The organism is Nonomuraea sp. NPDC052116 (assembly GCF_040680035.1).
In the GTDB taxonomy this organism is placed as follows: domain Bacteria; phylum Actinomycetota; class Actinomycetes; order Streptosporangiales; family Streptosporangiaceae; genus Nonomuraea; species Nonomuraea angiospora_A.
Window position 1 is genome coordinate 40,522 of record NZ_JBFAWA010000030.1, and the last position, 25,365, is coordinate 65,886.

The 25,365-nt window shown below is 70.7% G+C and carries 26 protein-coding genes; 14 read left to right on the forward strand and 12 right to left on the reverse strand.

Annotated features, from left to right (window positions below):
- Window positions 1-21: 21 nt before the first annotated feature.
- A complete protein-coding gene (locus AB0L65_RS43355) occupies window positions 22-507 on the reverse strand; it encodes a DUF6653 family protein (RefSeq protein ID WP_364258543.1) in 486 nt (161 codons plus the stop codon).
- Complete coding sequence (locus tag AB0L65_RS43360) at window positions 504-1,100, reverse strand: TetR/AcrR family transcriptional regulator (RefSeq protein ID WP_364258546.1); 597 nt, start codon at window positions 1,098-1,100, stop codon at window positions 504-506. The genes AB0L65_RS43355 and AB0L65_RS43360 overlap by 4 nt, the downstream gene beginning before the upstream one ends.
- 84 nt (window positions 1,101-1,184) lie before the next feature.
- On the opposite strand from AB0L65_RS43360, the gene AB0L65_RS43365 reads away from it, so the two are divergent.
- The gene (locus AB0L65_RS43365) at window positions 1,185-1,418 is read left to right on the forward strand and encodes a hypothetical protein (RefSeq protein WP_364258549.1); all 234 of its coding nucleotides are present in this window, start codon (window positions 1,185-1,187) and stop codon (window positions 1,416-1,418) included.
- 38 nt (window positions 1,419-1,456) lie between these two features.
- A complete protein-coding gene (locus AB0L65_RS43370; protein WP_364258552.1) occupies window positions 1,457-2,356 on the forward strand; it encodes a bifunctional helix-turn-helix transcriptional regulator/GNAT family N-acetyltransferase in 900 nt (299 codons plus the stop codon).
- Here AB0L65_RS43370 and AB0L65_RS43375 read toward each other — a convergent pair.
- The 3 genes from AB0L65_RS43375 to AB0L65_RS43385 form a co-directional block, all read right to left on the reverse strand.
- The gene (locus AB0L65_RS43375) at window positions 2,295-3,197 is read right to left on the reverse strand and encodes a pyridoxamine 5'-phosphate oxidase family protein (protein ID WP_364258555.1); all 903 of its coding nucleotides are present in this window, start codon (window positions 3,195-3,197) and stop codon (window positions 2,295-2,297) included. The genes AB0L65_RS43370 and AB0L65_RS43375 overlap by 62 nt on opposite strands.
- Entirely contained in the window at window positions 3,197-3,640 is a 444-nt protein-coding gene (locus AB0L65_RS43380) for a VOC family protein (protein WP_364258558.1), read from the reverse strand. The genes AB0L65_RS43375 and AB0L65_RS43380 overlap by 1 nt, the downstream gene beginning before the upstream one ends.
- Window positions 3,641-3,713: 73 nt before the next feature.
- Window positions 3,714-4,277, reverse strand: coding sequence for an ABATE domain-containing protein (locus AB0L65_RS43385; RefSeq protein WP_364258561.1), 564 nt, complete (start codon window positions 4,275-4,277; stop codon window positions 3,714-3,716).
- A 99-nt stretch (window positions 4,278-4,376) separates the two neighbouring features.
- On the opposite strand from AB0L65_RS43385, the gene AB0L65_RS43390 reads away from it, so the two are divergent.
- Window positions 4,377-4,982, forward strand: a complete 606-nt coding sequence (locus AB0L65_RS43390) for a TetR family transcriptional regulator (protein ID WP_364258564.1) — start codon at window positions 4,377-4,379, stop codon at window positions 4,980-4,982.
- A gap of 9 nt (window positions 4,983-4,991) precedes the next feature.
- The gene (locus tag AB0L65_RS43395) at window positions 4,992-6,443 is read left to right on the forward strand and encodes an FAD-dependent monooxygenase (protein ID WP_364258567.1); all 1,452 of its coding nucleotides are present in this window, start codon (window positions 4,992-4,994) and stop codon (window positions 6,441-6,443) included.
- Here the strand turns inward: AB0L65_RS43395 and AB0L65_RS43400 are convergent.
- Complete coding sequence (locus tag AB0L65_RS43400; RefSeq protein WP_364258569.1) at window positions 6,440-7,270, reverse strand: SAM-dependent methyltransferase; 831 nt, start codon at window positions 7,268-7,270, stop codon at window positions 6,440-6,442. The genes AB0L65_RS43395 and AB0L65_RS43400 overlap by 4 nt on opposite strands.
- Window positions 7,271-7,340: 70 nt before the next feature.
- Window positions 7,341-8,288: a helix-turn-helix domain-containing protein gene (locus AB0L65_RS43405; RefSeq protein WP_357748180.1), complete on the reverse strand. Its 948-nt coding sequence runs from the start codon at window positions 8,286-8,288 to the stop codon at window positions 7,341-7,343.
- 71 nt (window positions 8,289-8,359) lie between these two features.
- On the opposite strand from AB0L65_RS43405, the gene AB0L65_RS43410 reads away from it, so the two are divergent.
- Both AB0L65_RS43410 and AB0L65_RS43415 read left to right on the forward strand, forming a co-directional pair.
- Window positions 8,360-9,625 carry an MFS transporter gene (locus tag AB0L65_RS43410; RefSeq protein ID WP_364258572.1) on the forward strand — a complete coding sequence of 422 codons (1,266 nt, stop codon included), beginning with the start codon at window positions 8,360-8,362 and terminating at the stop codon, window positions 9,623-9,625.
- Window positions 9,622-10,281 carry an aminoacyl-tRNA hydrolase gene (locus AB0L65_RS43415; RefSeq protein WP_364258575.1) on the forward strand — a complete coding sequence of 220 codons (660 nt, stop codon included), beginning with the start codon at window positions 9,622-9,624 and terminating at the stop codon, window positions 10,279-10,281. Before AB0L65_RS43410 ends, AB0L65_RS43415 begins: the two co-directional genes overlap by 4 nt.
- Here AB0L65_RS43415 and AB0L65_RS43420 read toward each other — a convergent pair.
- Window positions 10,271-11,239, reverse strand: a complete 969-nt coding sequence (locus AB0L65_RS43420; RefSeq protein WP_364258577.1) for a DUF3616 domain-containing protein — start codon at window positions 11,237-11,239, stop codon at window positions 10,271-10,273. The genes AB0L65_RS43415 and AB0L65_RS43420 overlap by 11 nt on opposite strands.
- Before the next feature lie 162 nt (window positions 11,240-11,401).
- On the opposite strand from AB0L65_RS43420, the gene AB0L65_RS43425 reads away from it, so the two are divergent.
- From AB0L65_RS43425 to AB0L65_RS43450, 6 genes are all read left to right on the forward strand, one after another.
- Entirely contained in the window at window positions 11,402-12,211 is an 810-nt protein-coding gene (locus AB0L65_RS43425; protein WP_364258580.1) for a hypothetical protein, read from the forward strand.
- A gap of 36 nt (window positions 12,212-12,247) precedes the next feature.
- A complete protein-coding gene (ftsH, locus tag AB0L65_RS43430; protein ID WP_364258583.1) occupies window positions 12,248-14,182 on the forward strand; it encodes an ATP-dependent zinc metalloprotease FtsH in 1,935 nt (644 codons plus the stop codon).
- 67 nt (window positions 14,183-14,249) lie between these two features.
- Window positions 14,250-14,999, forward strand: a complete 750-nt coding sequence (locus AB0L65_RS43435) for a DUF937 domain-containing protein (RefSeq protein WP_364258586.1) — start codon at window positions 14,250-14,252, stop codon at window positions 14,997-14,999.
- 34 nt (window positions 15,000-15,033) lie between these two features.
- Window positions 15,034-15,615 (forward strand): Maf family protein, encoded by a 582-nt coding sequence (locus tag AB0L65_RS43440; protein ID WP_364258589.1) that lies wholly within the window; start codon window positions 15,034-15,036, stop codon window positions 15,613-15,615.
- A gap of 10 nt (window positions 15,616-15,625) precedes the next feature.
- Window positions 15,626-16,360, forward strand: coding sequence for an EI24 domain-containing protein (locus AB0L65_RS43445; RefSeq protein ID WP_364258591.1), 735 nt, complete (start codon window positions 15,626-15,628; stop codon window positions 16,358-16,360).
- Window positions 16,361-17,129: 769 nt separating this feature from the next.
- Window positions 17,130-18,155 (forward strand): DUF4192 domain-containing protein, encoded by a 1,026-nt coding sequence (locus AB0L65_RS43450; RefSeq protein WP_364258819.1) that lies wholly within the window; start codon window positions 17,130-17,132, stop codon window positions 18,153-18,155.
- A 633-nt stretch (window positions 18,156-18,788) separates the two neighbouring features.
- Here AB0L65_RS43450 and AB0L65_RS43455 read toward each other — a convergent pair.
- Window positions 18,789-19,136 carry a hypothetical protein gene (locus AB0L65_RS43455; protein WP_350741812.1) on the reverse strand — a complete coding sequence of 116 codons (348 nt, stop codon included), beginning with the start codon at window positions 19,134-19,136 and terminating at the stop codon, window positions 18,789-18,791.
- 180 nt (window positions 19,137-19,316) lie between these two features.
- On the opposite strand from AB0L65_RS43455, the gene AB0L65_RS43460 reads away from it, so the two are divergent.
- A complete protein-coding gene (locus AB0L65_RS43460) occupies window positions 19,317-19,868 on the forward strand; it encodes a DUF1707 and DUF4870 domain-containing protein (protein WP_364258594.1) in 552 nt (183 codons plus the stop codon).
- A 920-nt stretch (window positions 19,869-20,788) separates the two neighbouring features.
- On the opposite strand, the gene AB0L65_RS43465 is transcribed toward AB0L65_RS43460, so the two are convergent.
- From AB0L65_RS43465 to AB0L65_RS43475, 3 genes are all read right to left on the reverse strand, one after another.
- A complete protein-coding gene (locus AB0L65_RS43465) occupies window positions 20,789-21,511 on the reverse strand; it encodes a septal ring lytic transglycosylase RlpA family protein (protein ID WP_364258596.1) in 723 nt (240 codons plus the stop codon).
- Between the two features lie 480 nt (window positions 21,512-21,991).
- Window positions 21,992-23,515, reverse strand: a complete 1,524-nt coding sequence (locus tag AB0L65_RS43470) for an ATP-dependent DNA ligase (RefSeq protein WP_364258599.1) — start codon at window positions 23,513-23,515, stop codon at window positions 21,992-21,994.
- 642 nt (window positions 23,516-24,157) lie between these two features.
- Window positions 24,158-24,532: an FKBP-type peptidyl-prolyl cis-trans isomerase gene (locus AB0L65_RS43475; RefSeq protein WP_364258601.1), complete on the reverse strand. Its 375-nt coding sequence runs from the start codon at window positions 24,530-24,532 to the stop codon at window positions 24,158-24,160.
- A 72-nt stretch (window positions 24,533-24,604) separates the two neighbouring features.
- Between AB0L65_RS43475 and AB0L65_RS43480 the strand changes: the two genes are divergently transcribed.
- The gene (locus tag AB0L65_RS43480) at window positions 24,605-25,360 is read left to right on the forward strand and encodes an SDR family oxidoreductase (protein WP_350739322.1); all 756 of its coding nucleotides are present in this window, start codon (window positions 24,605-24,607) and stop codon (window positions 25,358-25,360) included.
- Window positions 25,361-25,365 lie beyond the last annotated feature (5 nt).

Below are 25,365 nucleotides of genomic sequence, written 5' to 3' on the forward strand. Positions count from 1 at the left end.
TTTCGCGTTGTCCCGGTGTTCCTACTCGCGGGCGGTGTCCTGGTGGGCCAGGTAGAGCTGGCCGAGCCGGTCGATGCGCCAGAGCTGGCCGAGCGTGACCAGCGTGGCGCCGAACACCGTCGGCCAGATGTCGAGCGTGATCAGCCCCCAGATGAGCAGCGCGAACCCCGCCGAGCCGACACCGATGAGCAGCCGCTGCACGTTGCGGTGGTCGCCGGTGACCAGCGACCGGTCGCGCAGCCACAGCTTCTCGCCGTAGATGCCCCGGGCCGACCAGCTGCCGGGCTGCTCGATCGCCGGGAAGACGTGCGGGTTGACCGCCAGCCAGACGACGACCAGGCCCACCGGGGCGAGGGCCCACCAGCCGAGCCACTCCCTGCTCCAGATGGCCGCGATCATCAGCGGGATGGCGGCGAACCGGGTCCAGACGCTCCACGGGTTGGCGTGCCGCTTCCACGCCTCGTCCGTCATGCCCGCGGCCTGCGCGTACTTCTTCAGCACATTCATGCGACGAGCCCCCTGGCCAGCGCGTTGACGGTGGCCTCGACCACCTGGGAGTGGTCGGGCCCGAACCTGTCGCGGTTGAGCACCAGCAGGCCGGCCGTGCGCAGCACGCCGACCAGCACCTCGGGCGGGACGTCCGCGACGATGACGCCGTCGGCCTGCCCCCGGGCGAGGTAGTCGAGCAGCGGCGTCAGCAGGTGGGGCGTGACGCGGGCGACCTCCTCGGCCCCGACCCTGCGCGCCACCGCCTCCAGCTCCTCGGGCCGGGTGAGCAGCCGTCGGTAGAACGGGTCGGTGGTGAGCACGTCGATCAACTCGCGCATGATGTGGGCGAGCGCCTCGACGCCGGGCGGCCGGTCCAGGGCGGCGGCCAGCCGCTTGCCGAGCATGGGCGCCCTGCGGATCATCACCTCCTTGTACAGCTCCTCCTTGGACTCGAAGAACGCGTAGAAGCTGCCCTTGGCGATGCCCGAGGCCGCGACCAGCTCGTCGAGCGAGGTCTTCTTCAGGCCCTGGGTGGCGAAGAGCTCTTCTGCGGTGTCGAGCAGGGACGCGGTGATGCGCGCCCGGTCCTCGGTCGTGAATGCCACAGCCATGTGTGTCCCTATGACTGGATCGGATATTCAGTCATAGCCTAGCACTTCTGGAGATATCGAATGCGTGTTCGTATAATGATCGGTATGGATACCGACACGCAGGACCTGCCCGAGCTCTGGCGTCCGCCCGTGGTGGAGCACGCCACGGCGGCCCGCTACCTGCTGGCGTGGGGCGACGACGCCGAAGGGGTGCGATGGGGATTCCTGCTCTGGCCGCCGCAGGCGAGCGAGGGCGCGCGATGGGTGCACTGGAAGGACATCCGCCCGGTCACGGGGGAGGACTACAGCGCGGTGCCGATCGCCGGTCCGTGGCTGTGACCTCGCGAAGGAGGGATTCCCTGACTAAGGTCAGAGATATGGACGGTGCGGCGATCGGCCAGGTGCGCAGGTTCCAGCGGACCGTGACGCAGCGGATCGGGGCGCTCAACGACAGCTTCCTGGCCAGGGATCGGGCGCTCGGGCAGTCGCGGGTGCTCTGGGAGATCGGCGCGGAGGGCAGCGAGGTGCGCGTCCTGCGGACGCGGCTCGACCTCGACTCCGGCTACCTGAGCAGGCTGCTGCGGTCGCTGGAGGCCGACGGGCTGGTGGTCACGGACGACGGCGGCTCCGACGGCCGGGTTCGCACGGCCCGGCTCACGCCGGCGGGGCTCGCCGAGCGGGAGGAGCTGGACCGCCGGTCCGACGAGGCGGCGGCGGACCTCCTCGAGCCGCTCTCCGACGCGCAGCGCGACCGCCTCGTGGCCGCCATGTCCGAGGTCGAGCGCCTGCTGCTCGCCTCCATGATCGCCATCGACGTGCTCGACCCGCGCCATCCCGGCGCCCGCCGCTGCCTCCAGGCCTACGCCGACGAGCTGGCCCGCCGGTTCGAGGGCGGCTTCGACCCGGCCCGCAGCATCTCCGCCACCGACGCCGAGCTGCGGCTGCCGGCCGGGATGCTGCTGGTCGCCGCGCTGCACGCCGAGCCGGTCGGGTGCGTGGCGCTCAAGCTCCATCCGGAGGCCGGGTCCGCCGAGATCAAGCGGATGTGGGTGGACCCGGCCGTGCGCGGGCTGGGGCTGGGGCGGCGGCTGCTCGCCGAGGCGGAGGGGAAGGCGGCCGCCCAGGGCGTCCGCACACTACGGCTGGAGACCAACCGGGCGCTCACGGAAGCCGTCGCCCTCTATCGGGCGAGCGGCTACCGGGAGGTGGCGGCGTTCAGCGACGAGCCGTACGCGCATCACTGGTTCGAGAAGCGCCTGCCTCGACCGGGGGGTTGAAGCGGTGATAGCCGGGGGCGGTCCAGCCGGCCGACATGGTCCCGCCCAGGTGCGCGTACTCGTCCAGCTCGAAGCGCACCGTCCGCCGGTCCCCCCATTCGACCCGGGCCCGGCCCGTGAGCTGCAGCGTCTCCCCACGCTCCCAGTCCACGAACAGCAGCCCGGCCGCCGGGTCCAGCTCCAGATTGCCCAGTGTCATGTACATCGCGTTGCCCTGGTAGTCGGGGAACTCCAGCGAGCGCGCCCCCGTCACCCGGACGAATCCGGGGTTGCCGCCCCGGTGCGACACGTCCGCCCCGAGCCCTTCGGCCCGCGTGGCGATGAAGAACGTGTCCGCCTCCGCGATCCACGTACGGTGCCGGTCCGGCAGCGCGATCCCGCGCCCCAGCCCCGCCGGCTCGCCCGGAGCGGAGGTGGGGGAGCGGGTCTGGATGTACTTGGGGCAGTTGGAGTAGACCTGCTCCGTCCACACCACCAGGGTGTCGCCGGCCCGTACGGCGGTGCCGTTCACGCGCATCCGGCGCCGCGTGTGCGGTTCGATGGCGATCAGGCCGACGTCCCGTTCCCGCTCGAACAGCCCGTGGAGAGGGTCGTCGGCGCCCGGCAAGGCGTGCAGCACGATCGTGCGGTCGTCCGCCGCGGAGGCGAACCCCGTGGGGCCCGTGAGCACGCCCGCCCACACGCGCCCGCCGTCGTCGGCCGCGCCCAGGACGATCATGTGCTGGTTCCGCAGGAACTCGGCGGCCGGCTCCGGGATCTCCGGGCGTGTCCGCGAGCTCCCGTGGTCCTCCAGCCGCACCCCCGTCCGGCGCTGCACGGCGACCTCGCCCGGATGCCTCATTAGAAGAACCCGCAGGTCGGCGCGTCAGAGCTGGGCGCGGGCCGGTCACCCGCGGCGTCCGGGGCGAAGATCTCCAGCCGGATGCCGTCGGGGTCGGCGAAGAACACGCCGCCCGACGAGGCGCCCTCGCGGTGCGGCACGACGCCGTCATGGAAGAGGGTCGCGCCGATCTCCCTGATCACCGTCTCCGCCCGGCGTACCGCGTCGAGGTCCGCCACCTGGAACGACAGGTGGTGCAGGCCCGGCCGGCCTGCCTCGAAGCGGCCCGCGCTCTGCTGCCAGAGCGTCAGCACCAGCGTGCCGTCCTGGGTCAGGAACGCGTACCGGCGGCCGTCCTCGTGCGACTCGCCCGCCACCGCGAAGCCGAAGACCCGCGTGTAGAACTCTTTGGACTTGTCGAGATCGGTGACGTTGAGCCCGACGTGCCCGGTCTGGAAGGACATTCCCACTCCTCTAACGCATGCGCGGCCGAGTTGCCGTTAGAAACACTATAACGGCAACTCGGTCTTGCAAGCGTTAGATTTTCTTGTGCTCTCTGTAGTGCCTGGCCGCCCGGGCTCGGTTGCCGCATCCCGTCGAGCACCACTCCTGGCGGGGGTGCTCCTTGACGAAATAGAGCACGCAGCGCGGGGCCTGGCAGGTGCGGACCAGGACGCGGTCCGGCCCCGCGAGGAACTCGACGGCCGCCGTGGCGAGCCTGGCCAGCAGTCGCGTGCCGGGGGAGGCCTGCGTCGCGGGCGCGGTGGCGAGGGACGGTTCGCCGTTCCAGTGCAGTTGGGGTGCGGTGGGGGCGGCCAGGGCGGTGGCGTTGATCAGGGCCAGCGACTCCTCGAACCCGGGCAGGCTCGCCGCGTCCGCCCGGCTCGGCGGGCCCGGCGCCACGGTCTTGGCGAACAGGGCGCGTACGGCCTGGCGCAGGCGCACCGTCTCCTGCCGCAGCTCCTCCGTGACGGTGAGGTCGCCGAGGTCGGGCGCGTGCGTCCGCACCCAGGCCGTCATGCCGTCCGTGTCGGCCAGCCTGTCGACCAATCCGGACCGCTCGGCCCTGATCGTGCTGACGAATTCGAGGGTCAGGGACATGCTCCCAATCTAACGCGTTTGGACTCTGTCATCCGTTAGACCAAAACATGCGTAGTCAGAAAATTTGCGGACTCCGCACTTTTTGCCTACGGTGAGTCCATGAGCGGACTGAGAGAGCGGAAGAAGCAGGCCACGCGCGAGGCGCTGATGACGGCCGCCCTCCGGCTGGCTCACGAGCGCGGGCTGGAGCGCGTACGCGTCGAGGACATCGCCGCCGAGGTCGGCGTCTCGCCCCGCACGTTCAACAACTACTTCTCCAGCAAGTACGAGGCGATCGCCGCCCGCCACATCGACCGCATCACGCGTTCGGTGGCGGCGCTGCGGGCCCGGCCGCCGGCGGAGCCGCTGTGGGAGGCGCTGACCGAGGCCATGGTCGAGCCCTGGGCGCTGGCCCGCACGGACGTGGCGCCCGACCCCGAAGTGCTGGCGAGCATCAGGATGCTGGCGGAAGAGCCCGCGCTGCGGGCCGAGTCGCTGCAGATGGTGTTCGCCGGGAACAACGAGCTGGCCGCGGCCGTGGCCGAGCGCACCGGCACCGACGCCGCCCGCGACCTCTACCCCCACCTCGTGGCCGTCGCCGTGGGCTCCGCCGTGCAGGCGGCCGTCGCCCACTGGCTGCGCTCCGACCCGCCGGTGCCGCTCGTGCCCCTGCTGCGCGAGGCCCTGCGCGCGCTGGCGGCGGGGCTGCCCGACCCTTCCCTCTGAGGAGAACGCATGGACATCGTGATCATCGGCGGCGGCCCCAACGGGCTGATGCTGGCCTGCGAGCTGGCCCTGGCCGGAGTGCGCCCGACCGTCGTCGAGCGCCTGCCCCGGCGCAGCGACCAGCCCAAGGCCAACGGGATCGTCGGCCAGGTCGTCAGGCTGCTCCACCAGCGCGGCCTCGCCGTGGGGGACGCGCCGATGCCGGGGTTCGTGTTCGGCGCGCTGCCGCTGAACCTGGCCGGACTGGAGGACAACCCGCTGTACGGGATGGGGATCAAGCAGCCCGCCCTGGAGGAGCTGATCGAGCGGCGGGCGGTCGAGCTGGGTGTGGAGATCAGGCGCGGGCACGAGCTGCTCGGCTTCACCCAGGACCCCCACGGCGTCTCGGTGGAGCTCCGGGGGCCCGAGGGCGCCTACGAGCTGCGCACCCGCTACCTGGTGGGCTGCGACGGCGCGCACAGCACGGTCAGGAAGCTCGCGGGCATCGGCTTCCCCGGCGTCACCTCGACCGACGTCGTGAGCCGCAGCGCCCACGTCACCGTGCCGGGCGCGGTGATCCGGCCCGGGACGGTGGAGCTGGAGGTGCCGGGGCTGGGCACGTACGTGATGTACGCCTGGCACAGGACCGAGCGCGGCGCGTACGCGATCCTCCCCGCGGACCACGGGACGCTGCTGGTCAGCGCCATGGAATGGGACGCCTCCGCGCCCGACGACGACGTGCCGATGACCGTCGGCGAGCTGCGCGCCGGTCTGGCCCGCGTGCTCGGCGCCGACCTGCCGCTCGCCGAGCCCACCGGCGAGGGCCCGCACCTGCTCAGGCGACTCAATGGCCGCAACACCCGCGTCGCCGACCGCTACCGGGAGGGCAGGGTCTTCGTGGTGGGCGACGCCGCGCACGTCCACTCGGCCATGGGTGCGCCCGGCCTCAACCTCGGCCTGCAGGACGCCGCCAACCTGGCCTGGAAGCTGGCCGCCGAGGTGCGGGGCTGGGCGCCGCCTGGGCTGCTCGACACCTACGACGCCGAGCGCCGCCCGGCCGCCCTGCGGGTCGCCGTGCACACCCAGGCGCAGCTCGCGCTGGCCGCGCCGGGGCCCGAGATCACGGCCCTGCGTGAGGTGTTCGGCGAGTTGCTGGGCGACGACGACGCCCGCCGCCGCATCGCCGCCATGATGGCCGGAGCGGACCTGGCCTACCCGGTGCCCGCGCCGGCGCATCCGCTGGCGGGCCGGTTCCTGGCCGACCTGCCGGCCGAGCCGGCCGCCCGCGCGTGGCCCGTGCTGCTCGACGGGACGGGCGGCCTGCGGGTGCGGCACGGGCGCGTGCACGTGGTGCCCTTCGAGGGCGACGGCGCCGTGCTGGTGCGCCCCGACGGCTACGTGGCCTGGGCGGGCGAGCCCGACGAGACCCTCGACGAGGCCCTGAGGACCTGGTTCGGCGAGGGTCTGGAGGTGGCGGCCTAGGCCGGGCGGCGGCCCACCCCGGCCAGGATGCCGCCCTTGGAGAGGTCGTACGAGCCGCCGGGGGAGGCGTCGGGCGTCCAGTCGGCCACCGGCACGACACCCGGGCCGAGCAGCTCCAGCCCGTCGAAGTAGGAGGCGATCTCGTCGTAGCCGCGCCGCGCCAGGCCGCCCGAGGTCGTGCTGGAGTAGACCTGCTGGCCGGCCGTCGCGACGTCGTCCATGTCGTGGCCCGCGTACAGCAGGTGCGACAGCACCAGGTGGCCCCCGGGCCGCAGGCGCTCGCGGATGCGCGCGGCGATCCGGTCGGCCTCGGCGTCGTCGTGGATGAAGTGCAGCACCGCGACCAGCAGCACGGCGTACGGCTGGGAGAGGTCGAGGTGCTCCGCCACGCGCGGGTCGTCCAGGATGGCGTCGGGATCCTTGAGGTCGCCCTCGATCGCCAGGACGTCCGGGTCCCTGGCCAGCAGCGCGCGGGCGTGGACCAGCACGATGGGGTCGTTGTCGACGTAGACGACGCGGGAGCCGGGGGCGTGCCGCTGGGCCACCTGGTGCACGTTGTCCTGGGTGGGCAGGCCCGCGCCGATGTCGACGAACTGGCGCACCCCGGCCTCGGCGAGCATGCGTACGGCATGACCGATGAAGGCGCGGTTGGCCAGGGCGATCTCGCGGGCGTCGTTGCCCATCCGCCGGCCGATCTCCATCATCTTCTCGGCCGCCTCGCGGTCGGCGGCGAAGTTGTCGCGGCCCCCGAGGTAGTAGTCGTACATGCGGGCGACGCTGGGCACGTTCGGGTTGATCCCGGCGGGTACGCGATCCGCCTCGGCCATGTGACGACCCTTTCTAGTCGATCTTCCTGGGGCCGATTGTAGGGCCGAAATGCGGCTTTTGCCGGTGGAATCAGAGTCGCCGGAACGTGTGCCGGTACGCCAGCGGCGAAACCCCCACGGCCGCGTGCAGATGCTGACGGAGCGAGACCGCCGTCCCGAACCCCGCCTTCCTGGCCACCTCCTCCACGCCCAGCTCGGTCGTCTCCAGCAGGTGCCTGGCGTGCTGGACCCGCTGGCCGTTCAGCCACCTGGCCGGACTCACGCCGGTCTCGTCGCGGAAGCGCCTGGTGAACGTGCGCACGCTCATCCTGGCGTGCTCGGCCAGCGCGGTCAGGTCGAGCGGGCGCTCCAGGTGGGCCAGCATCCAGTCGCGGGTGGCCGCCGTGCCGCCGCCCGCCTCCGGCAGGTGCCGGTCGATGTACTGGGCCTGGCCGCCGTCCCGCCACGGCGGCATGACGCAGCGGCGGGCCGCGCGGTTGGCCACCTCGCTGCCGTGGTCGTTCCTGATCACGTGGAAGCACAGGTCGAGCCCGGCCGCCACGCCCGCCGAGGTCAGCACGTCGCCGTCGTCCACGTACAGCACGTCGGGGTCGAGCTTGACCTGCGGGAAGAGCCGGGCGAACCGGTCGGCCTCGCGCCAGTGGGTGGTGGCCGGACGCCCGTCGAGCAGGCCCGCCGCCGCCAGCACGAACGCCCCCGTGCAGATCGACAGGATCCTGCGCCGTCCTTGGAGCGCCGCGGCCAGCGTGTCCGAGATCGTCCCGTCGAGCAGCGCCCGGCCCGCGTGGATGCCGGGCACCACGACCGTGTCGGCGGTGTCGAGGACATCGAGGTCGTGGTCGGGCAGCACGCTGTAGCCCGCCGAACAGCGGACCGGCATCCGCCCCTCCGAGCAGGTCACCACCTCGTACAACTTCTCGCCGTCCGCCGTCTCGGCCGTCCCGAACACCTGGCCGGGCACGCCGAGGTCGATCGTGGCGAAGTGGTTGAGCACGACGACTGCCACGCGATGTGTCATGGCCGAATTCTTTCACATATTGACCATCCGGCCACTCGTGACCTTGTAAGGAGATAAAGCAGGATTGGCGCATGACGTTGAGCACCACCGCCCCCACGCGCCGCCTGCACCGGGCCTGGTTCGTGGCGGCCGTCGCCTTCGTGGCGATCCTGGGCGCGGCCGGGTTCCGCGCCACCCCCGGCGTACTGATCACCCCCTTGCAGGAGGAGTTTGGCTGGTCGGCCGGCACGATCTCCCTCGCGGTCTCCATCAACCTGGTGCTCTACGGCCTGACCGCCCCCTTCGCCGCCGCCCTGATGGACCGCTTCGGCATGCGCCGCGTGGTCTCCCTCGCGCTGCTGCTGATCGCCGCGGGCAGCGGCCTGACCGTGCTGATGACGGCGAGCTGGCAGCTCCTGCTGTTCTGGGGCGTGCTCGTCGGGCTCGGGACGGGCTCGATGGCGCTGGTGTTCGCCGCGACCGTGGTGGACCGCTGGTTCGTCCGGCACCGCGGGCTGGTCACGGGCGTGCTCACCGCGGCCGGCGCCACCGGGCAGCTGATCTTCCTGCCCGTGCTGGCCCAGCTCGCCGAGGGGCCGGGGTGGCGCTTCGCCTCGCTGACCGTGTCCGGTGCGGCGCTGGCGGTGGTGCCGTTCGTGTGGTGGCTGCTGCGCGACCACCCCGCCGACGTGGGCACGACGGCGCTCGGCGCGGAGCCGGAAGCCGTTCGCACCGCGCCGCCGAGCAAGGTGAACGCGGCGGTCAGAGCGGTCACCGTGCTCGCCTCGGCGGCCAGGACCCGGCCGTTCTGGCTGCTCGCCGGCGGCTTCGCGATCTGCGGCGCCAGCACGAACGGCCTGGTCGGCACCCACTTCATCCCCGCCGCGCACGACCACGGCATGGCCGAGCCCGTGGCCGCCGGCCTGCTGGCGGTCATCGGGATCTTCGACATCGCGGGCACGATCGCGTCCGGCTGGCTCAGCGACCGGGTCGACCCCAAGGTGCTGCTCGGCGTCTACTACGCGCTGCGCGGGCTCTCTCTGATGGTGCTGCCGAGCCTGTTCGCGGCCACGACCGAGCCCAGCATGCTGATCTTCATCGTGTTCTACGGGCTGGACTGGGTGGCGACCGTGCCGCCCACGGTGGCGCTGTGCCGGCGGATCTACGGGGCAGACGGAGCCGTGGTGTTCGGGTGGGTGTTCGGCTCGCACCAGGTGGGGGCCGCGTTCGCCGCCGTCGCCGCCGGGCTCACCCGCGACCACCTGGGCAACTACGACCTCGCCTGGTACGGCGCCGGCGCCTTGTGCCTCCTCGCCGCGGGCATGTCCATGGCCATCGTGCATGCTAGAGGGCGATGAATTCTGAGCTTTATGTCCTGCCGCTGGTCGTCAGGATCGAGAGAGCCGCGCCTCCCGAACGCACCGACGCGCTGGAAGCGGCCGCCATGGCCGTGCTGAGCCTGCTGGACGACCCCGGCGAGTGGGCCGCCGAGCTGCACTCCTGGCAGTCCACCGGCAAGATCCGCAAGGTGGTCCGCCGGGCCAGGGGCGCCGAGTGGCGCAGGGCGGTCGCGCTGCCGGGGCGCACCGTCGAGCACCGCACGGCCGAGGTGCGCGTACATCCGCCCGTGCCGCTCGACGGCTGGCCGCGCGACCTCGCGCGGCTGCAGGTGGGCGGCACCGAGCTGAGCGACACCGCCGATCCGCCGCCCGCGGAGCCGCCGGTCCTGTGGGCCAATCCGGGCCTGGCCATGTCCGCGGGCAAGGCCATGGCGCAGGCCGGGCACGCCGCCCAGCTCGCCTGGTGGGCCAGTGACGCGGCCGAGCGGGAGGCCTGGCGCGCCCGCGGGCTCGCGGTGTCCGTGCGCACCGCGGCCTCCCAGGGCGACTTCGACGCCATGGCCGCCGCGGGGCTGCCCGTGGTGCGCGATGCCGGGTTCACGGAGATCGAGCCGGGCTCGTGCACGTTCGTGGCCGAGGCGCCCTGGTTGCGCGGACGCGTCGCTAGATCGTGAAGACGTCCGCCAGCACGCCTCCCGCCGGGGTGATCCGCGCGGGCGACGGGCTGTCGTACACGACCATGATCCTGCCGTCGTCCAGCAGCGCCAGCCCTTCGGGGTGGTCGGACTTCACGCCGTAGGGGAGCTCGATCACCGTCTCCAGCTCCCCTTCGGGGACGACCCCCTGCCTGGTGCCGGGCCGCCAGCGCACGATCCGTACGGGACCGTCGAGGTCCATGGTCGGGCCGGCGAGGATCAGCAGCGAGTCCCCGTCCGGGCAGAGGTCCCGCACGCCCAGCCCGCCCAGGTCCAGGAAGTGCTTGCGGTACGGCTCCCGCAGCCGCAGCCGTGACCTGCCCGCCTCCTCGAGCCGCAGCTCCAGCAGCACCGCCCAGCCCCGCAGCACGGGGCCGCGCAGCCCGAGGTAGATCCGCTCGGACACGACGGCGATGCCTTCGACGTCGAGCCCGTTGTCCTTGCCTGGCAGCTCCAGGAACGGCGCCAGGTGCCGGTCGTCGCGCATGTGCGTGGTCAGGTTGTCCCGGCCGGCGAGGATCGTTCCAGGGCCCGGAGTCTCGTCGTGGAGCGGCAGCCGGGTCAGGATGAACCGGTTCTCCTCCCTGACCACCGTGGCCAGCCGGTCGGCGGCCTTCTCCGGGTCCTTCGACTTGACCTTCTTGCGCTTGAGGCTGTGGGAGCCGACCAGCCAGAGATAGCCGTTCGCGCGGGCCAGCCCCTCGATGTCGGCCTCGTCCTCGGGGCCCGCGGGCAGCTCGACGTAGTCGGCCAGCGGGAACGTGCGCTGGTCGCCGAAATGGTCGCCCAGCCAGGTCAGGTGCTCGAAGGTCGCGGTCTCGTCGCCGGCCACCCAGAGACCGGCGGAGCCCTGCCGGATCGCTGAGAGGTTCGTGTGCGTTTGGGCCGCTCGCGCGGCATGGTCGAATCGCAGCTCAACCTGTTCCACGTCGTCCATGATTGCACTTCGGTAGCTTCCGACGCGCAATGGCTGGATATGTCGTACGCTCCGCTCGTGCTCGATGGGGAAGAAGAGATCATGGGTTCCCAAGTGAGGACCGCGGCGAGGCCCGGAACCCCTGCTTCTCCGCCCAAACGCTCCCGTATCGGAGATATCCGGATGCGGGTGGTGTACCGGGGGCTCGCCGCGATCGGCCTGGTCGTGGCCGCGGCCGCGACGCTGGCCGTGGTGCTCCCGTCAGGGCCGGACGAGGTCGCGGCGGGGCCGGTAACCGCGCCGCCGGCCGCACCGTCCTCGTCCGGCCCCGCGCCTTCCACCGCGCCTTCCACCGCGCCTTCCACTGGGCCTTCCACCGCGGCTCCTCCGTCTGCGGCCCCTCCGTCTGTAACTCCCACAGCGGAGGCGACGCCCTCGCCCGGCCCGTCGCTCGCGCCCGGTTACACGGCCATGCAGGCCCTGTACGCCGACCCGCGCGTCCCCAAGCTGACAGGCCGGATCAAGCGGATGTCGCTGGCCTCCCCGTCCAGGAAGGTCGTCAAGGACAGGCGCATCGGGCTGGCCGTACCGAACCTCTCCAAGCCGTGGAAGTCGTACGGCGCGGCGCCGTTCACCTCCAAGCAGGTGCTCCCCAAGACGCGCGCCGGCCTGCGTGGGATGTTCGTCACATGTCCGCTCCCGACCATGCGGCAGAAGTCCCCACGTGACACGGCGCTGCTCGCGGCCCGCTGGACGCTCAACCACCACCCCGAAGGCTCCAGGATCACCTGGCTCGCCTCGCAACCGGTCAAGCGCGGCTGGATGCTCGTATATCGCGTCGAATACGGAAAGCATCAGTCGCGGGCGGCCGTCGTCGTGATGGACGGGGGAATGAGTAAGCCGGGGCTGGCGTTCGTCACAGTGCCTGACTCGCAGCGCAAGCAGTGGCGTGACATCAGCCGCGTGGTCGCCGGGGTGCGTGTTCTAGGCTAAAAGGATCATGTATGCGGCGATGTGGGGAGTGACGCCGTGGAACGCTCGGGACAGCCGCAGGCACCGAAGAACGGCAAGGGCAAGCCGCCCTGGCGTTCGGAGGGCCTGCCCGGCACACCCGGAGGCCGGCCCAAGATCAACTGGTGGCGCTTCGTCGTCACCTTGCTCGTGGTGTACGCAGGCTTTTTCGTCGTGTCGTCGTTCGTAGACAGCGGATCCGTCGAGACGATCTCGTACACCGAGTTCACCAAGCAGGTGAACTCCAAGAACGTCAAGGACATCTACGCCCAGGGCCTGTCCGTCGAGGGCGACCTGCGGTCGGCGGCGAAGAACCCCGAGAGCAACGAGTCCTACACGAAGTTCGCGACCGAGATCCCGGCCTTCGCCAACACCGACCAGCTCGACCAGCAGTTGTCCACCGGCCAGGTCGAGATCACCTCCAAGCCGATCACCCGTGGCTTCTTCTCCAACCTGCTGCTCTCGCTGCTGCCCGTGCTGCTGCTGGCCGGGCTGTGGATCTGGGTCATGCGCCGCGGCGCGAGCATGATGGGCGGCGGCCTGGGCGGGCTCGGCAGGTCCAAGGCCGCCAAGCCGGTCGAGGCCGGGCAGGTGCGGGTCACGTTCGACGACGTCGCCGGCATCGACGAGGTCGAGAACGAGCTCGTCGAGATCGTCGACTACCTCAAGGACCCCGGGAAATACCGTCGTCTCGGCGCGAAGCTGCCCAAGGGCGTGCTGCTCGCCGGCCCTCCCGGCACCGGTAAGACGCTGCTGGCCAGGGCGGTCGCGGGCGAGGCCAAGGTGCCGTTCTTCTCGGCCAGCGCCTCCGAGTTCATCGAGATGATCGTGGGCGTGGGCGCCTCGCGGGTGCGCGACCTGTTCGAGGAGGCGCGGAAGGTGGCGCCGTCGATCGTGTTCATCGACGAGATCGACGCCATCGGCCGGGCCCGCGGCGGTGCCGGCGGCCTCGGCGGCCACGACGAGCGCGAGCAGACGCTGAACCAGATCCTCACCGAGATGGACGGCTTCTCCGGCGCCGAGGGCGTGATCGTCATCGGGGCCACGAACCGTCCCGAGGTGCTCGACCCGGCGCTCCTGCGTCCCGGGCGCTTCGACCGTACGGTCCAGGTGGGGCTGCCGGACGCGGCCGGCCGCACCGCCATCCTGCAGGTGCACACGCGGGGCGTGCCGCTGGACGGCGAGGTCAGCCCCGACCAGCTCGCCAAGACCACCCCCGGCATGACCGGCGCCGACCTGGCCAACCTGGTCAACGAGGCCGCCCTCCTCGCCGCCAAGCGCGGCAAGGAGAAGGTCACGATGTCCGACTTCGCCGACGCGCTGGAGAAGCTGCAGCTCGGCGCGGCCCGCAGCATCGTGATGCCGGAGGAGGAGCGCACCAGGACCGCCTTCCACGAGGCCGGTCACGCGCTGCTCGGCATGCTCCAGCCGGGCGCCGACCCGGTCAGGAAGATCTCGATCATCCCGCGCGGGCGGGCGCTCGGGGTCACGCTGTCCACCCCCGACACCGACCGGTACGCCTACGACGAGCAGTACCTGCGCGGGCGCATCACCGGCGCGCTCGGCGGCATGGCGGCCGAGCAGGTCGTGTACGGGGTCATCACCACGGGCGCCGAGAACGACCTGGAACAGGTCACCATGATCGCCCGGGGCATGGTCGGCCGCTGGGGCATGTCGGAGAAGGTCGGTCCGCTGACCATCCTCCCCAACGACGGACAGCAGCCGCAGGCCTCGCCCGCGACGCTCGCCACCGTCGACGAGGAGGCGCGGCGGATCGTGGACGAGTGCTACGAGCGCGCGATCCAGATCCTCACCGACAACCGCGACAAGCTCGACGCCATCGTGAAGGCCCTGCTCGAACACGAGACGCTCGACGAGGCCGGCGCTTACACGGCGGCGGGCCTGACCTCGTCGGCCACTCCCGTCCCCGTGAGCGGCTTTTCCGAGAATTAGCGCAAATCGGGCATTGCTCCGGCCCTGATCAGGGCAGCTCTCCCGGAACAACGATCGGGGGACTGTCGTGACACTGACGGACGAGCTCCTCACCGAGCTCGGAGACTCAGGGCTGGAGCAGATCGCAGGGATGCTCGGCACGGACACGACCATGGCCCGCGACGTGGTCGAGGCTGTGTCGGGCGTCATCGTCGGGGGCATGGCCCGCAACGCCCGTCACCCGGACGGCGCCGACGCCCTGCGCGCGGCCCTGGACGACCACGTGGACACCGATCCGTTCACCGGCGACGTGGCCTCGCTGACCCGCGACGGGCACAACATCCTCGGCCACGTCCTGGGCGGCCAGGGAACGGAGGATGCCGCGGACGGGCTGGCGCGGTTCGCCGGGGTCGACCCGGGGATCATCATGAGGCTGCTGCCCCTCGTCGCGCCCATGATCATGTCCCTGCTCGCCAACCGGGCCGAGAGCCGCGGCATGAACGCGGGCGCTCTGGCCGACGATCTGGACCGTGAGCAGCCGGGCTGCCCGGGGGAGCTGGGTGAGCTGCTCCAAGGGCTGCTGGACGCCGTCTTCGGCGGCGGGGTGCCCGCGCAGGGCGGCCCGTACGAGTCCCGCCCGCCCTCCGACACCGGCCCCGACACCGGCCCCGACACTGGCCCCGGCACCGGCCGCGACACCGGAATTGGCACTGGCACCGTGGGCCGCCGCGGCACCGGCCCCGACGCTGGCACCGTGGGCCGCCGCGGCGCCCCGGACGGTCATGAGGAGGGGGACCCGCACGAGGTGGCCCCCGGCACCTCCAACCCCGACTGGTGAATGACGCGGCGCAGGTCAACGGTAGGCTTATGCGGTGATCGTTCTGGCCTCAGCCTCCCCCGCCCGCCTCGCCCTCCTCCGCAGCGCCGGGCTCGACCCCAAGGTGATCGTCAGCGGCGTCGACGAGGACTCGTTCTCCGCGCACACCCCGGCGGCACTCAGCCTCGTGCTCGCCAAGGCCAAGGCGGAGGCGGTCGCGAACGAGCTCGACGAGGGCCTGGTCATCGGCTGCGACTCGATCCTGGAGCTGGACGGCCGCCCGTACGGCAAGCCCGCCACGCCTGAGGAGGCCGCCGAGCGGTGGCGGCTCATGCGCGGGCGCACGGGACGCCTGGTGACGGGCCACTGCGTGATCGACGTGGCCGCGGGCAAGCAGGCGGCGCAGGTCGCCACCACCGTGGTCCGCTTCGGCCGGCCGTCCGACGAGGAGATCACCGCGTACATCGCCACGGGGGAGCCGCTCAGCGTGGCCGGGGCCTTCAGCATCGACGGGCGCGGCGGGTGGTTCATCGAGGGCATCGAAGGCGACCACGGCAATGTGATCGGCATCTCGCTGCCGCTGCTGCACGACCTGTTCGCGGAGCTGGGCTACGCGGTGACGTCGTTCTGGCGCTAGCCTGCCGGGCATGCGATCACTGCGCGACTTCACGTCCGGCGTCGGCTTCTTCTTCCAGGGGTTGGGGTGGGTCGCCAGGCACGGGCGGTGGTGGCTGTTCGGGCTGATCCCGGCGCTGATCGCGTTCGCGGTGTACGTCGCGGCGCTGATCTTTCTGGGCACGTACGCCACCGACCTGGCCGCGTTCCTGACGCCGTTCGCGGAGTCGTGGGGCTGGCGTGACCTGTTCCGGACGCTGGTGGGGATCGTGCTGTTCCTCGGAGGGCTGGCGCTGGCCGTACTGACCTTCACCGCGCTCACCCTGGCGATCGGGGAGCCGTTCTACGAGCGGCTGTCGGCCGAGGTGGACCCGCTCCCGGACGCCGACGAGCAGCCGTGGTGGCGCACCCTGCCGCGCTCGCTCAGGGACAGCCTGATCACGCTGTTCTACGTGCTCCTTTTCACGATCCCGCTGTTCTTCCTGGGCTTCGTCCCGGTGGTCGGCCAGACGGTGGTGCCGGTGCTCGGGGCGCTCGTCTCGGGCTTCTTCCTGACGGTGGAGCTCACCACCCTGGCGCTGGAGCGGCGGGGCATGGCCCGCAAGCAACGCTTCGCGCTGCTGCGCGCGAACAAGGCCAGCGCGTTGGGGTTCGGGGTGGTGGGATTCCTGCTGTTCCTGGTGCCGTTCGTCGCAGTCATCGCCATGCCCGCCGCCGTGGCCGGCGCCGCCCTCCTCGTCCGCGCCCACCTGACCCCCACCTCATAACCTCCCACCTCATAACCTCCCACTTCATCCCTTCACGGTCAGCGCCTTCACGGTCAGCGCCTTCACGGTCAGCGGCTTCACGGTCAGCGCCTCCACCCCAGCCCTTCGACCCCAGCCCTTCGACCCCAGCCCTTCGACCCCAGCCCTTCGATCCCAGGGCCTTCACCCTCAGAGCCTTCACCGCTCAGCCCCTTCGGCTCGGCCCACCCCTCAGCCCGCCCCCTCCTGCTCAGCCTGCCCCCTCCTGCTCAGCCTGCCCCCTCCGGCTCCGGCCACTTCGCTTGGGGGCCTCGCGGGCCAATCACCCGTCATCGCCCATCGGGCACCAGCCGTCGCCGCCGCCCGCTACCAGCACCAGCCATGGCTTGGGCGGCCATGGCTTGGGCGGCCATGGCTTGGGCAGCAAGAACCACCATCACCCAAAGAGCCCAGCCGAAAACCAGCGGGCAGTTATCCACAACCCCGCTCCCGGACGCCCCCCACTATCCCCAGAATCGCATTCGGTCTCGATCCCACAGCCGCCGCCCAGGCACCCTAAGGGCCCATGACGACCAACCACTCCACCCCCGCGACCACCCCAACCCCGAACCCCACTCCCACTTCCACTTCCACCTCCGAGGACTCCGACCCCACCACCATCGCTCCCTCGCCGTCACCCTCAACCTCCCCTACGTCACCCTCCCCTCCCTCCCCTCACTCCCCTTCCTCCTCCCCCTCATCCAGCTTCACGTCGCTGGAGCCCTGTCTCACCCTCACCAGCCCCACCGACATCCTGGCCGCAGTGCCATACCTCGTCGGTTTCCACCCGAAGACCAGCCTCATCGTGATCGGCCTCGACCGTCGCCAGGCCAAGTTGGTGGCCAGATGGAGCCTCCCGTTCCCTCCCGGCACCCTCGCCTCCTTGGAGCCAGTCTTCGACCGGGAGGGCGTGACAGAGATCGTCGTCGTCGGCTACGGCCCGGGGGAGCTGGTGACACCGGCAGCCGACGAGGCCAGACTCCTCGCCGACAAGACCGAACTCCATGTAGGCGAAGCACTACGAGCACATGAGGGCCGCTATTGGTCTTACATCTGCGATCTCGCGACGTGCTGCCCGGCCGAAGGCACTCCGTACGACCTGACCACCAGCCAGATCGCCGCCGAGGCGACCATCCGAGGCCTGGTGGCCCTCCCCGATCGCGAATCCCTGGAACGTACGATCGCCCCCATCGCAGGCCCCGTACGCATGGCCATGCGCCAAGCCACAGCCGACGCGATCGCAGAATTCCGAGTCGACCTGACAGCCACCACAAACCTCGACACCTTCGCGACGCAGTTCATCGCCGAAAGCCTGAACAGAGTCCGATCAGCCCTCCAGACCCACGAGGAAGGCGGCCGCCTGGACGACGCGGAAGCGGCAAAACTAGGCCTGGCCCTATCGATCACCCGAGCCCGTGACGAGGCCTGGACCCTCATGCAAGATTCCCACGTACTCCTCTGGAAGGACCTGACCCGCAGGCTGGAGCCCCGCTTCATCCCACCGGCCGCATCCCTCCTGGCGATGGCTTCCTGGCGCGCGGGAAACAACGTCCAGGCCACCATCGCCCTGGAACGCGCACTGACCATCGACCCCAGCTACTCGATGGCCAACCTCCTCATGCACGCCCTCCAAAACCTCCTGTCTCCCACGATCCTCCGAGACCGCCTCCCCACCCCGGCCGAACTCGACGCCGCCATGGGCCCACCCCACGCCTCCTGGCTCCTCCCCCTGGTGAACCTCCTGGACGAAGACGACCCGCACTCCCCACCCGAATAACGCCCACCCACCACCACTCACAAGCGCCCTGCCAAGAGCACCGATCGAGACCACCGAGCAACCACGCAGTGGGGGGACAACCTGATCCACAGGGAGGCGCCGATCGTCGCCATCCACGAACCACAAGAAAGCGGATCGTCGCCATCCACCAGCCACGAGGAAGTGGATCGTCGCCATCCGCCAGTCGCCAGTCGTGAACCACCGACTGCCAGTTGCAGGTCGCGGGCCACCGACCGCTGACTCGCGGGTTGCGGGTTGCCAGTTGTCGGCCGTGAGCGGTTGGCTGCCGGTCGCTGGCCGCGAGGGTGCGGCTGTTGGTCGGGTCGCAGTTCGGAGGCTTGTCGGTCGCCGGTTGCCAATCGTGAGCGGTTGGCCGCCAGTCGCCGGCTGCTGTTTGCGGTTGACGGCCGCAGCCGCAAGCGGGGTTGGTCGCCGATCGCCGATCGCCGATCGCTGGCCGTGGGACGGCGGCTGTTGGTTGTGAGCCGCCAGCCTGATTGCAGGTCGAGTGGCTGTCGGTCGCCGGCTGCCGGTTGTGAGTTGGCGGCTCTCGGTGTCAGCAGACACTGCGCCAATCGTCAGTCAGTCAGTGGTCCGCCAACGGGTGACCCGCTGGCGGACGGTTGTCGGGGGTCAGCTGCCGGTGCCTTCTTCGCGGCGGCGGCGCTCGTTGTAAGCGCGCATGCGCGGCGGATAGCCGGTGAGTTGTACGTCATAAACCGGGAGGGCAAGATCGCGGGCAACCTTGTGGATCACGGCAGGGGAACCGACCCTGCGCCTGGTCCATTCGCCGTCGTCGGCGACCGCCACGGCGGTCGTGTCGGTGGCGAAAGTCTCTGGCTCGACGTAAAACTCGACGCCGCGGCGCGAGCGGGCAAAAGCGATAAGCGCTTCGATGTCGGCGTCAGTCGCCTCGCGGTCGAACTTCGCGACCTTGGGGCCGCGCAGTCGACGAATGCCGTAGCGGTCTCGCCATCTCATGCATCCTTTTTATACCGTCTGGAGCCTCCGTGCGTCGGGGATGATCTAGGGGTCACATCCGGGATTCTCCCGATAGCACCGAGGGTCCGAGGGACGCAGTATGAGAGGTGACTGCCCGATTCTCAAAGGAGAGGCATGGCGATTATGGCTGGGGTACCGCAAACCCCTGGGCCGGGACAGGTGCAGCCAGCTCATCTGCGCGTCACCCACCAGGACAGAGAGCACGTGGTCGAGCACGTCAAGGCCGCCTACGCGGAGGGCCGCTTCGACAAGCTCGAGTTCGACGACCGGCTGGAGCGCGCGATGACGGCGCGCACGCACGGTGACCTGATGCCCATCATGACTGAGCTGTACGGCGCTCAAGCCGTACCCCGGCTCGCCCCACTCCCGCCCCCGGTCCGCCCTGAGCGGGCGCCGGAGAGCAACGAACGTCTCGCCGCCGCCGCCGTCGGTCATCTGCTGATGGTCGTCGGCATCCCGATCGCCGGCCCTCTGATCCTGCTGCTCACCGGCGCCAAGACTTCGCCCTACATTCGCAGGCAGGCGCTCGAAGCACTCAACTTCCAGCTCACGGTGGTGGGAGCCACGATTCTCCTGCCGTTCACGGTCATCGGTGTCGTGCTGCTCCCGGTCATCTGGGTCGCCGCCGTCGTCCTCTCCATCGTCGGCGGCATTACGTCCCTGACGGAGGGCAACTTCCGTTACCCGATGACGCTGCGCCTGGTGAAGTGACTCCACTCGCCAGCACCCGAGATCTATACGAGCCCGGCCTGGTCCAGCCCAGCAAGGGAGCGCATCCAGTTAAGCCCTTTCGGAGTGGCGACTGGGTCGGGGTTCAGCGCGAGAAGTGCGCTGGCTTGGTGTGACGACCGCACGCCGGCCAGCTTTGGGGTGAGTGTCTGGGTTGGGGGTTGACGCAGGCGTGTGCAGGTTCGTTTGAACGGTCGTGCCGGCTGGCTTTGGGATGGGTTTCAGCGCTGAGGCTTGATGTCGGGCGCGTACTGGTTTGGTTGAACGGTCGCGTCGGCTGGGTTTGGGGGTGGGTGTCGGGGCTGGGGGTTGATGCGGGCGCGTGCAGGTTCAGTAGAACGGTCGCGTTGGCTGGCTTTGGGGTGGGAGTCAGGGCGGGGATTGATGTGGGCGGGCGCTGGTTCGGTTGAACGGTCGCGTCGGCTGGTTAAGGGTGGGGGTCTGGGCGGGGCTTGGTGCGTGGTGGTTCGGTGTGACGACCGTGCCCCGTCTGGTGCCGTCAAGTGAGTGCATTGGGTGCGGTGGAAGGGCTGTGGGGGCTCCGGCCAGGCGTAGAGGTGCGGTGGACTGACGTCACCGTTGAGCCGGGCGCCTCGTGCTGGCGTCGCACTGAATGGCCGCGTGGTTCAGATGCGGTGAAAGGGCCTGCGGGGCGGGGCGGCGGTAGCGGGGCAGGCCCTTAGGGCGTGGTGGCGGTAGTGGGGCAGAACCTCGCGGGGCGGGCCTCGTGGGTGGGGCGGCGGCAGCGGGACAGGACCTTAGGGCGTGCTGGCGGCAGCGGGGCAGGACCTCGGGACCGGGCGGCGTAAGCGGACAGGGCCCCGGCGTGGGGGTGGCGTAAGCGGACAGGGCCCCGGCGTGGGGGTGGCGTACGCGGGGCAGGGCCTTGGCGTGGGGCGGGGTTAGCGGGACAGGACCTCGTACTTGACGCGCATGACGCCGGCGCTGGTGTTGCCGATGGCGGAGAAGGCGGCTTCGGAGAGGTCGAGGCAGCGGCCGCCCACGTACGGGCCGCGGTCGTTGATGCGGACCGTGACCGATTCGCCGGTGCCGGGGTTGGTGACGCGGACCTTGCTGCCCAGGGGGAGGGTCTTGTGGGCGGCGGTCATGGCCGAGGGGTCGAAGCGCTCGCCGCTGGCCGTCATCTGGGGGTCGCCGTAGTAGGAGGCGCCGCAGGTTCCGGATGAGAGTACGCGGGTCTTCGGCTTGTGGGCCGGGGACTTGGTGGCCTTCGCGGGCGTGGGCGACGTGGTCCCGGGGGTTGAGCGCTTGGTCGCCGTGGGCTTGGCGGCCGGGCTCGAGGAGGCCGCTGCCGGGGAGGCGGTGGTGTTCGGCTGGGCGGTCGCCGGGGACTTGGTGGGCCTCGGGCGGGCCGCCGCGGGCTTGGGGAGCGGCGAGGGCGATTGGGGGGTCGCCTGGCGAGCGGCTTCGTTCAGGGGCTTGGCCTGGAGCGGGGTGGGGGCTGCCGAGGGATGGTTGGGGGAGCCGGTGGTGTCCATGGCGGCCCAGGCAGCGGTGGAGGCGGCGGCCACGACGGCGGCGCCGGCCGCGAGGGTGATCCAGCGGCGCTTGCCTGCGATGAGCTTGCGGTACTGAGGGGTCGGCTTGAGGGAATGCTGGCCCAAGGTAAACCACAGTCCTAGCTAGGGGATAGGGCAGGGAAAGGCCGGGCCGGAGGGGGTGGAGGGCGCACGGCGGCCGATCCGTAAGCGGGGAGGGGGATCCCGCGCAGTGAGGACGAACATATGCGACAAAGCCCGAGTAAAGGCAACTTAATGTGACAGTCAGTGACATATCTCACTTAAGCCGCAAGATTGCTAAGAACGCCCAGTGGGCGCTATGGATCTTTGGGGCTCCGGGAAACGCGAGAAAGCAGGCTTGATCGGCAAATGGTGCAGCTCGGGTGGGTGATAAGCCGAGCCGGGTGGTGATAGGCCGAGGTGGGTGTGGTGATCGGCGGCGCTGGGTGGGTGATGGGCCGAGGTGGGTGTGGTGATCGGCCGAGCTGGGTGGGTTGATATTCCGAGCGCCTGGTGATCAAGCCGTCAATCGTGGGTGTTTTTGTGCTTGAGGGTTTGCGGCTTGCTGATTTCAGGCAGGGCCGGCTACAGCATCAGAGAGCGCACGGTGTCGACCGTGTCGGCGTCCTCGACGCGCTTGTCCGGGCGGTAGCGCAGGACCCTGGCGAAACGGAGGGCCATGCCGCCGGGATAGCGGGGGGAGCGCTGGACTCCGTCGAAGGCGATCTCCACCACCAGCTCCGGCCGCAGCGTGACCGTCCAGTTGTCGGTGGGCCCCTCGGCCAGCTCGAGGAAGCGCTCGGTCTGCCAGGCCAGCAGTTCGTCAGTCAGGCCCTTGAACGTCTTGCCGAGCATCACGAACCCGCCCGAAGGGTCACGCGCTCCGAGGTGGAGGTTGGAGAGCTTGCCCTCGCGCCGCCCATGACCCCATTCGGCGGCCAGGACCACCAGGTCGAGCGTGTGACGCGGCTTGACCTTGATCCATCCGGCACCCCGGCGGCCCGCCGCGTAAGGGGAGGCCAGGGACTTGACCACCAGGCCCTCGTGGCCCGCCTTGACCAAATCGGTGAAGAACTTCTCCGCCTCGGCCACGTCACCCGTCACCAGCCGCGGTGTCAGCAGCCCCTGGGGGACCGCGCGGGCGAGGGCCTCCTGGCGTTGTGAATAGGGCAGGTCGAGCAGGTCGGCGCCGTCCACCCGCAGGGCATCGAAGAAGAACACGCTCAGCGGCGTCTGCTCGCGCAGCTGGGCAACGTTGATCTTGCTGGTCGCGCGGCTCGCCGTCACCTGGAACGGGTGCGGCCGCCCGTCAGGACGCAGCGCGAGCACCTCGCCGTCCAGCACGAGATCGTCGTACGGCATGTCGAGCACGGCCTCGACCAGCTCGGGAACCTGCGGCGTGATGTCGTCGAGCGTACGCGTGAAAACCTTGACCTCAGAGCCCGAACGGTGGGCCTGCACCCGCATGCCGTCGAGCTTCCACTCCAGCGCCGCGGGGGCGCCGGCCTTCTCCAGCGCGGCGGCGACGTTGGGCGCGCTGCCCGCCAGCATGGGCGAGACCGCCTGTCCCACCTGCAGCCGGAACGCGCGCAGCGCCTCTACCCCGCCGCTCAGCGCGGCCGCGCCGACGGCGGGAAGCCAGCCGCGCAGCGTGAGCGCGCGGCGCACGTCGGCCGACGGCGCGCCGGACGCCTTGGCCACCGCCTCGATCATGACGCCGTCGAGCGCGCCCTGCCGCAGCTCACCGAACAGCAGTCGCCGCATGAACTGCTGCTCCTGGCTCGTCAGCCCCGCGAACAGCTCGGCCACCAGCGCCTTGCGCGCGGCCTGCGAGCCCGGCCCGGAAACCGCCTTGATCCTGCTCAGCAGCTCGTCGACCGCGGTCAGGGTGGCGGTGGCGGCCAGCTTGGGCTGGGGGATGTCCTCCAACGTGCGCCAGCCCACGCCCACCTGCCGCTGGGGCAGCTCGCCCGAGAGGTACGAGATCGCGATCTCCGCCTCCTCCGGGCCGACCCGGCCCAGCAGCTCCGCCAGATGGCCCACCTTGCCGAGCCGAGCGGACGTGCGCGCCACCGCCTCGGAAACCCGGACCACGTCGATCAGAAGCACACGCCTATGTTGCCTTATGGTGCCGACATTTCCCCACCCGATATCGGCCAAGTGTCTGCCTTGTTCCCGGCACGGCCCCTCGTGCGCGTTGCTCCCTTTTGGGATCTCGTATATGGGTGCCGCGTATAGGGCCCTTATTTGGGGCTTCTCGGGCGGGGCGCTCGGGTGCGTGGGTGGGGCCTCTCGTTTCGGGAGGGCGAGGGTGATGCGGTGTCACGTCGGTACGTGCGTCAGGGCGACTGTCGCGTTGAATGGGCGATCGCCGAAGCGGGGTGGGCCGGTGTATCGGGGCAAGGCGGGGCAGGGCGCTTGGGGGACGTCGGTTGGGAAAGACGGGGCGGGAGGGAGCGGGGCGTCGGTCCGGAAGGGCGACGCAGGGCGCGTGGGCGCGTCGGTTTGGAAAGGCGGCGCAGGCGCGCGGGGGTGTCGATCCGGAGGGGCGAGGTGGGAGGGAATGGGGGCGCGGGTCCGGAAGCGGTGGGGGTGAGTTGTGTGGGGGCGTTGGGTCTGGGCGGGCGGCCAGTGTGAGGAGGAGCGTCGGGTCTGGAAGGGGTGGGTGTCGGGCTGGACACGGGTGGGGTGTCGGGTCGGGGAGGGGTGGGGCGGGCCGTTTTGGGTCAAGTGGCCCGCCCCGGGGAGGTGCTAGCTGACGCCGAGCAGGTCGACGACGAAGATGAGCGTCTCGTTCGGCTTGATGCGCGCGCCGGCCCCCCGGCTGCCGTAACCGAGATGCGACGGGATGACGAGCTTGCGCCGTCCGCCGACCTTCATGCCCGCGACCCCCTGGTCCCAGCCCGCGATGACGCGGCCCGCGCCGAGCGGGAACTCGAACGCGTCGCCGCGGTTCCACGACGCGTCGAACTCCTCACCGGTCGAGAAGGCCACGCCCACGTAGTGGACGCGTACGGTGTGGCCGGGCTTGGCCTCCGGGCCGTCGCCCACGGTCAGGTCGACGATCTCCAGGTCGGCGGGCGGGTTGCCCTCGGGAAAGTCGATCTCGGGCTTTTCGAGTGCCACGAAGTGCTCCTGTTGATGATTGCTGACAATGAGACCCGACGACTCTATGCGGTCGGGATATCGTCATCGTTCATGACCGCCCTTTCTCCGGATGGGATCCTGCTCACCGGGCGCGTCGCCGTGGTCACCGGGGCGGCCAGGGGCATCGGGCTGGCGATCGCGGAGACGTTCGCCGCGTTCGGCGCTCATGTCGCGGTGTGCGACCGCGACAAGCCGCGGGCCGAGCTGGCGATGAAGCTCGACGTACGCGACCACGTGGCGGTGGAGATCTTCGCCCAGGCCATCCGTGAGCGGTGGGGCCGGGTGGACATCCTGGTCAACAACGCGGGCGGCACCTTCCACGCGGCCTTCGCCGACACCTCGCCCCGCGGCGAGCAGATCCTGGTCGAGGAGAACTTCACGCAGGTCACCGGCATGATCAGACGGTTGCTGCCGATGATGTCGCCGGGCGCGTCGATCATCAACGTGACCTCGAGCGAGGCCCACCAGGCGGCCCCGGGGTTCGCGGTGTACGCGGCGATGAAGGCCGGTCTGGAGAGCCTGACGAAGACGCTCGCCCTGGAACTCGCCCCCAGGGGCATCCGGGTGAACGCGATCGCGCCCGACGCGCTGCGGACCGAGGGCGAGTCGGGGGTGCGCGAGCGCATGCTGGCCCGCCCCCTGCCCTACGAGCCGGTACGCGTCCCGCCCCTCGGCCGGCTGGGCGGCCCGGAGGAGGCCGCCGGCGCGGCCGTGTTCCTGGCCAGCGACCTGGCCAGGTTCGTCACGGGAGCGACGTTGCACGTGGACGGCGGCATCCACGCAGCCGGCGGCTGGCGCCGAAGCTGAAGCAG

What these genes read in the sequence shown, in the direction of transcription:
- AB0L65_RS43355 (WP_364258543.1), bottom strand. Translation starts at nt 507, where the DNA reads ATGAATGTGCTGAAGAAGTACGCGCAGGCCGCGGGCATGACGGACGAG.
- AB0L65_RS43360 (WP_364258546.1), bottom strand. Translation starts at nt 1,100, where the DNA reads ATGGCTGTGGCATTCACGACCGAGGACCGGGCGCGCATCACCGCGTCC.
- AB0L65_RS43365 (WP_364258549.1), top strand. Translation starts at nt 1,185, where the DNA reads ATGGATACCGACACGCAGGACCTGCCCGAGCTCTGGCGTCCGCCCGTG.
- AB0L65_RS43370 (WP_364258552.1), top strand. Translation starts at nt 1,457, where the DNA reads ATGGACGGTGCGGCGATCGGCCAGGTGCGCAGGTTCCAGCGGACCGTG.
- AB0L65_RS43375 (WP_364258555.1), bottom strand. Translation starts at nt 3,197, where the DNA reads ATGAGGCATCCGGGCGAGGTCGCCGTGCAGCGCCGGACGGGGGTGCGG.
- AB0L65_RS43380 (WP_364258558.1), bottom strand. Translation starts at nt 3,640, where the DNA reads ATGTCCTTCCAGACCGGGCACGTCGGGCTCAACGTCACCGATCTCGAC.
- AB0L65_RS43385 (WP_364258561.1), bottom strand. Translation starts at nt 4,277, where the DNA reads ATGTCCCTGACCCTCGAATTCGTCAGCACGATCAGGGCCGAGCGGTCC.
- AB0L65_RS43390 (WP_364258564.1), top strand. Translation starts at nt 4,377, where the DNA reads ATGAGCGGACTGAGAGAGCGGAAGAAGCAGGCCACGCGCGAGGCGCTG.
- AB0L65_RS43395 (WP_364258567.1), top strand. Translation starts at nt 4,992, where the DNA reads ATGGACATCGTGATCATCGGCGGCGGCCCCAACGGGCTGATGCTGGCC.
- AB0L65_RS43400 (WP_364258569.1), bottom strand. Translation starts at nt 7,270, where the DNA reads ATGGCCGAGGCGGATCGCGTACCCGCCGGGATCAACCCGAACGTGCCC.
- AB0L65_RS43405 (WP_357748180.1), bottom strand. Translation starts at nt 8,288, where the DNA reads ATGACACATCGCGTGGCAGTCGTCGTGCTCAACCACTTCGCCACGATC.
- AB0L65_RS43410 (WP_364258572.1), top strand. Translation starts at nt 8,360, where the DNA reads ATGACGTTGAGCACCACCGCCCCCACGCGCCGCCTGCACCGGGCCTGG.
- AB0L65_RS43415 (WP_364258575.1), top strand. Translation starts at nt 9,622, where the DNA reads ATGAATTCTGAGCTTTATGTCCTGCCGCTGGTCGTCAGGATCGAGAGA.
- AB0L65_RS43420 (WP_364258577.1), bottom strand. Translation starts at nt 11,239, where the DNA reads ATGGACGACGTGGAACAGGTTGAGCTGCGATTCGACCATGCCGCGCGA.
- AB0L65_RS43425 (WP_364258580.1), top strand. Translation starts at nt 11,402, where the DNA reads ATGCGGGTGGTGTACCGGGGGCTCGCCGCGATCGGCCTGGTCGTGGCC.
- AB0L65_RS43445 (WP_364258591.1), top strand. Translation starts at nt 15,626, where the DNA reads ATGCGATCACTGCGCGACTTCACGTCCGGCGTCGGCTTCTTCTTCCAG.
- AB0L65_RS43455 (WP_350741812.1), bottom strand. Translation starts at nt 19,136, where the DNA reads ATGAGATGGCGAGACCGCTACGGCATTCGTCGACTGCGCGGCCCCAAG.
- AB0L65_RS43480 (WP_350739322.1), top strand. Translation starts at nt 24,605, where the DNA reads ATGACCGCCCTTTCTCCGGATGGGATCCTGCTCACCGGGCGCGTCGCC.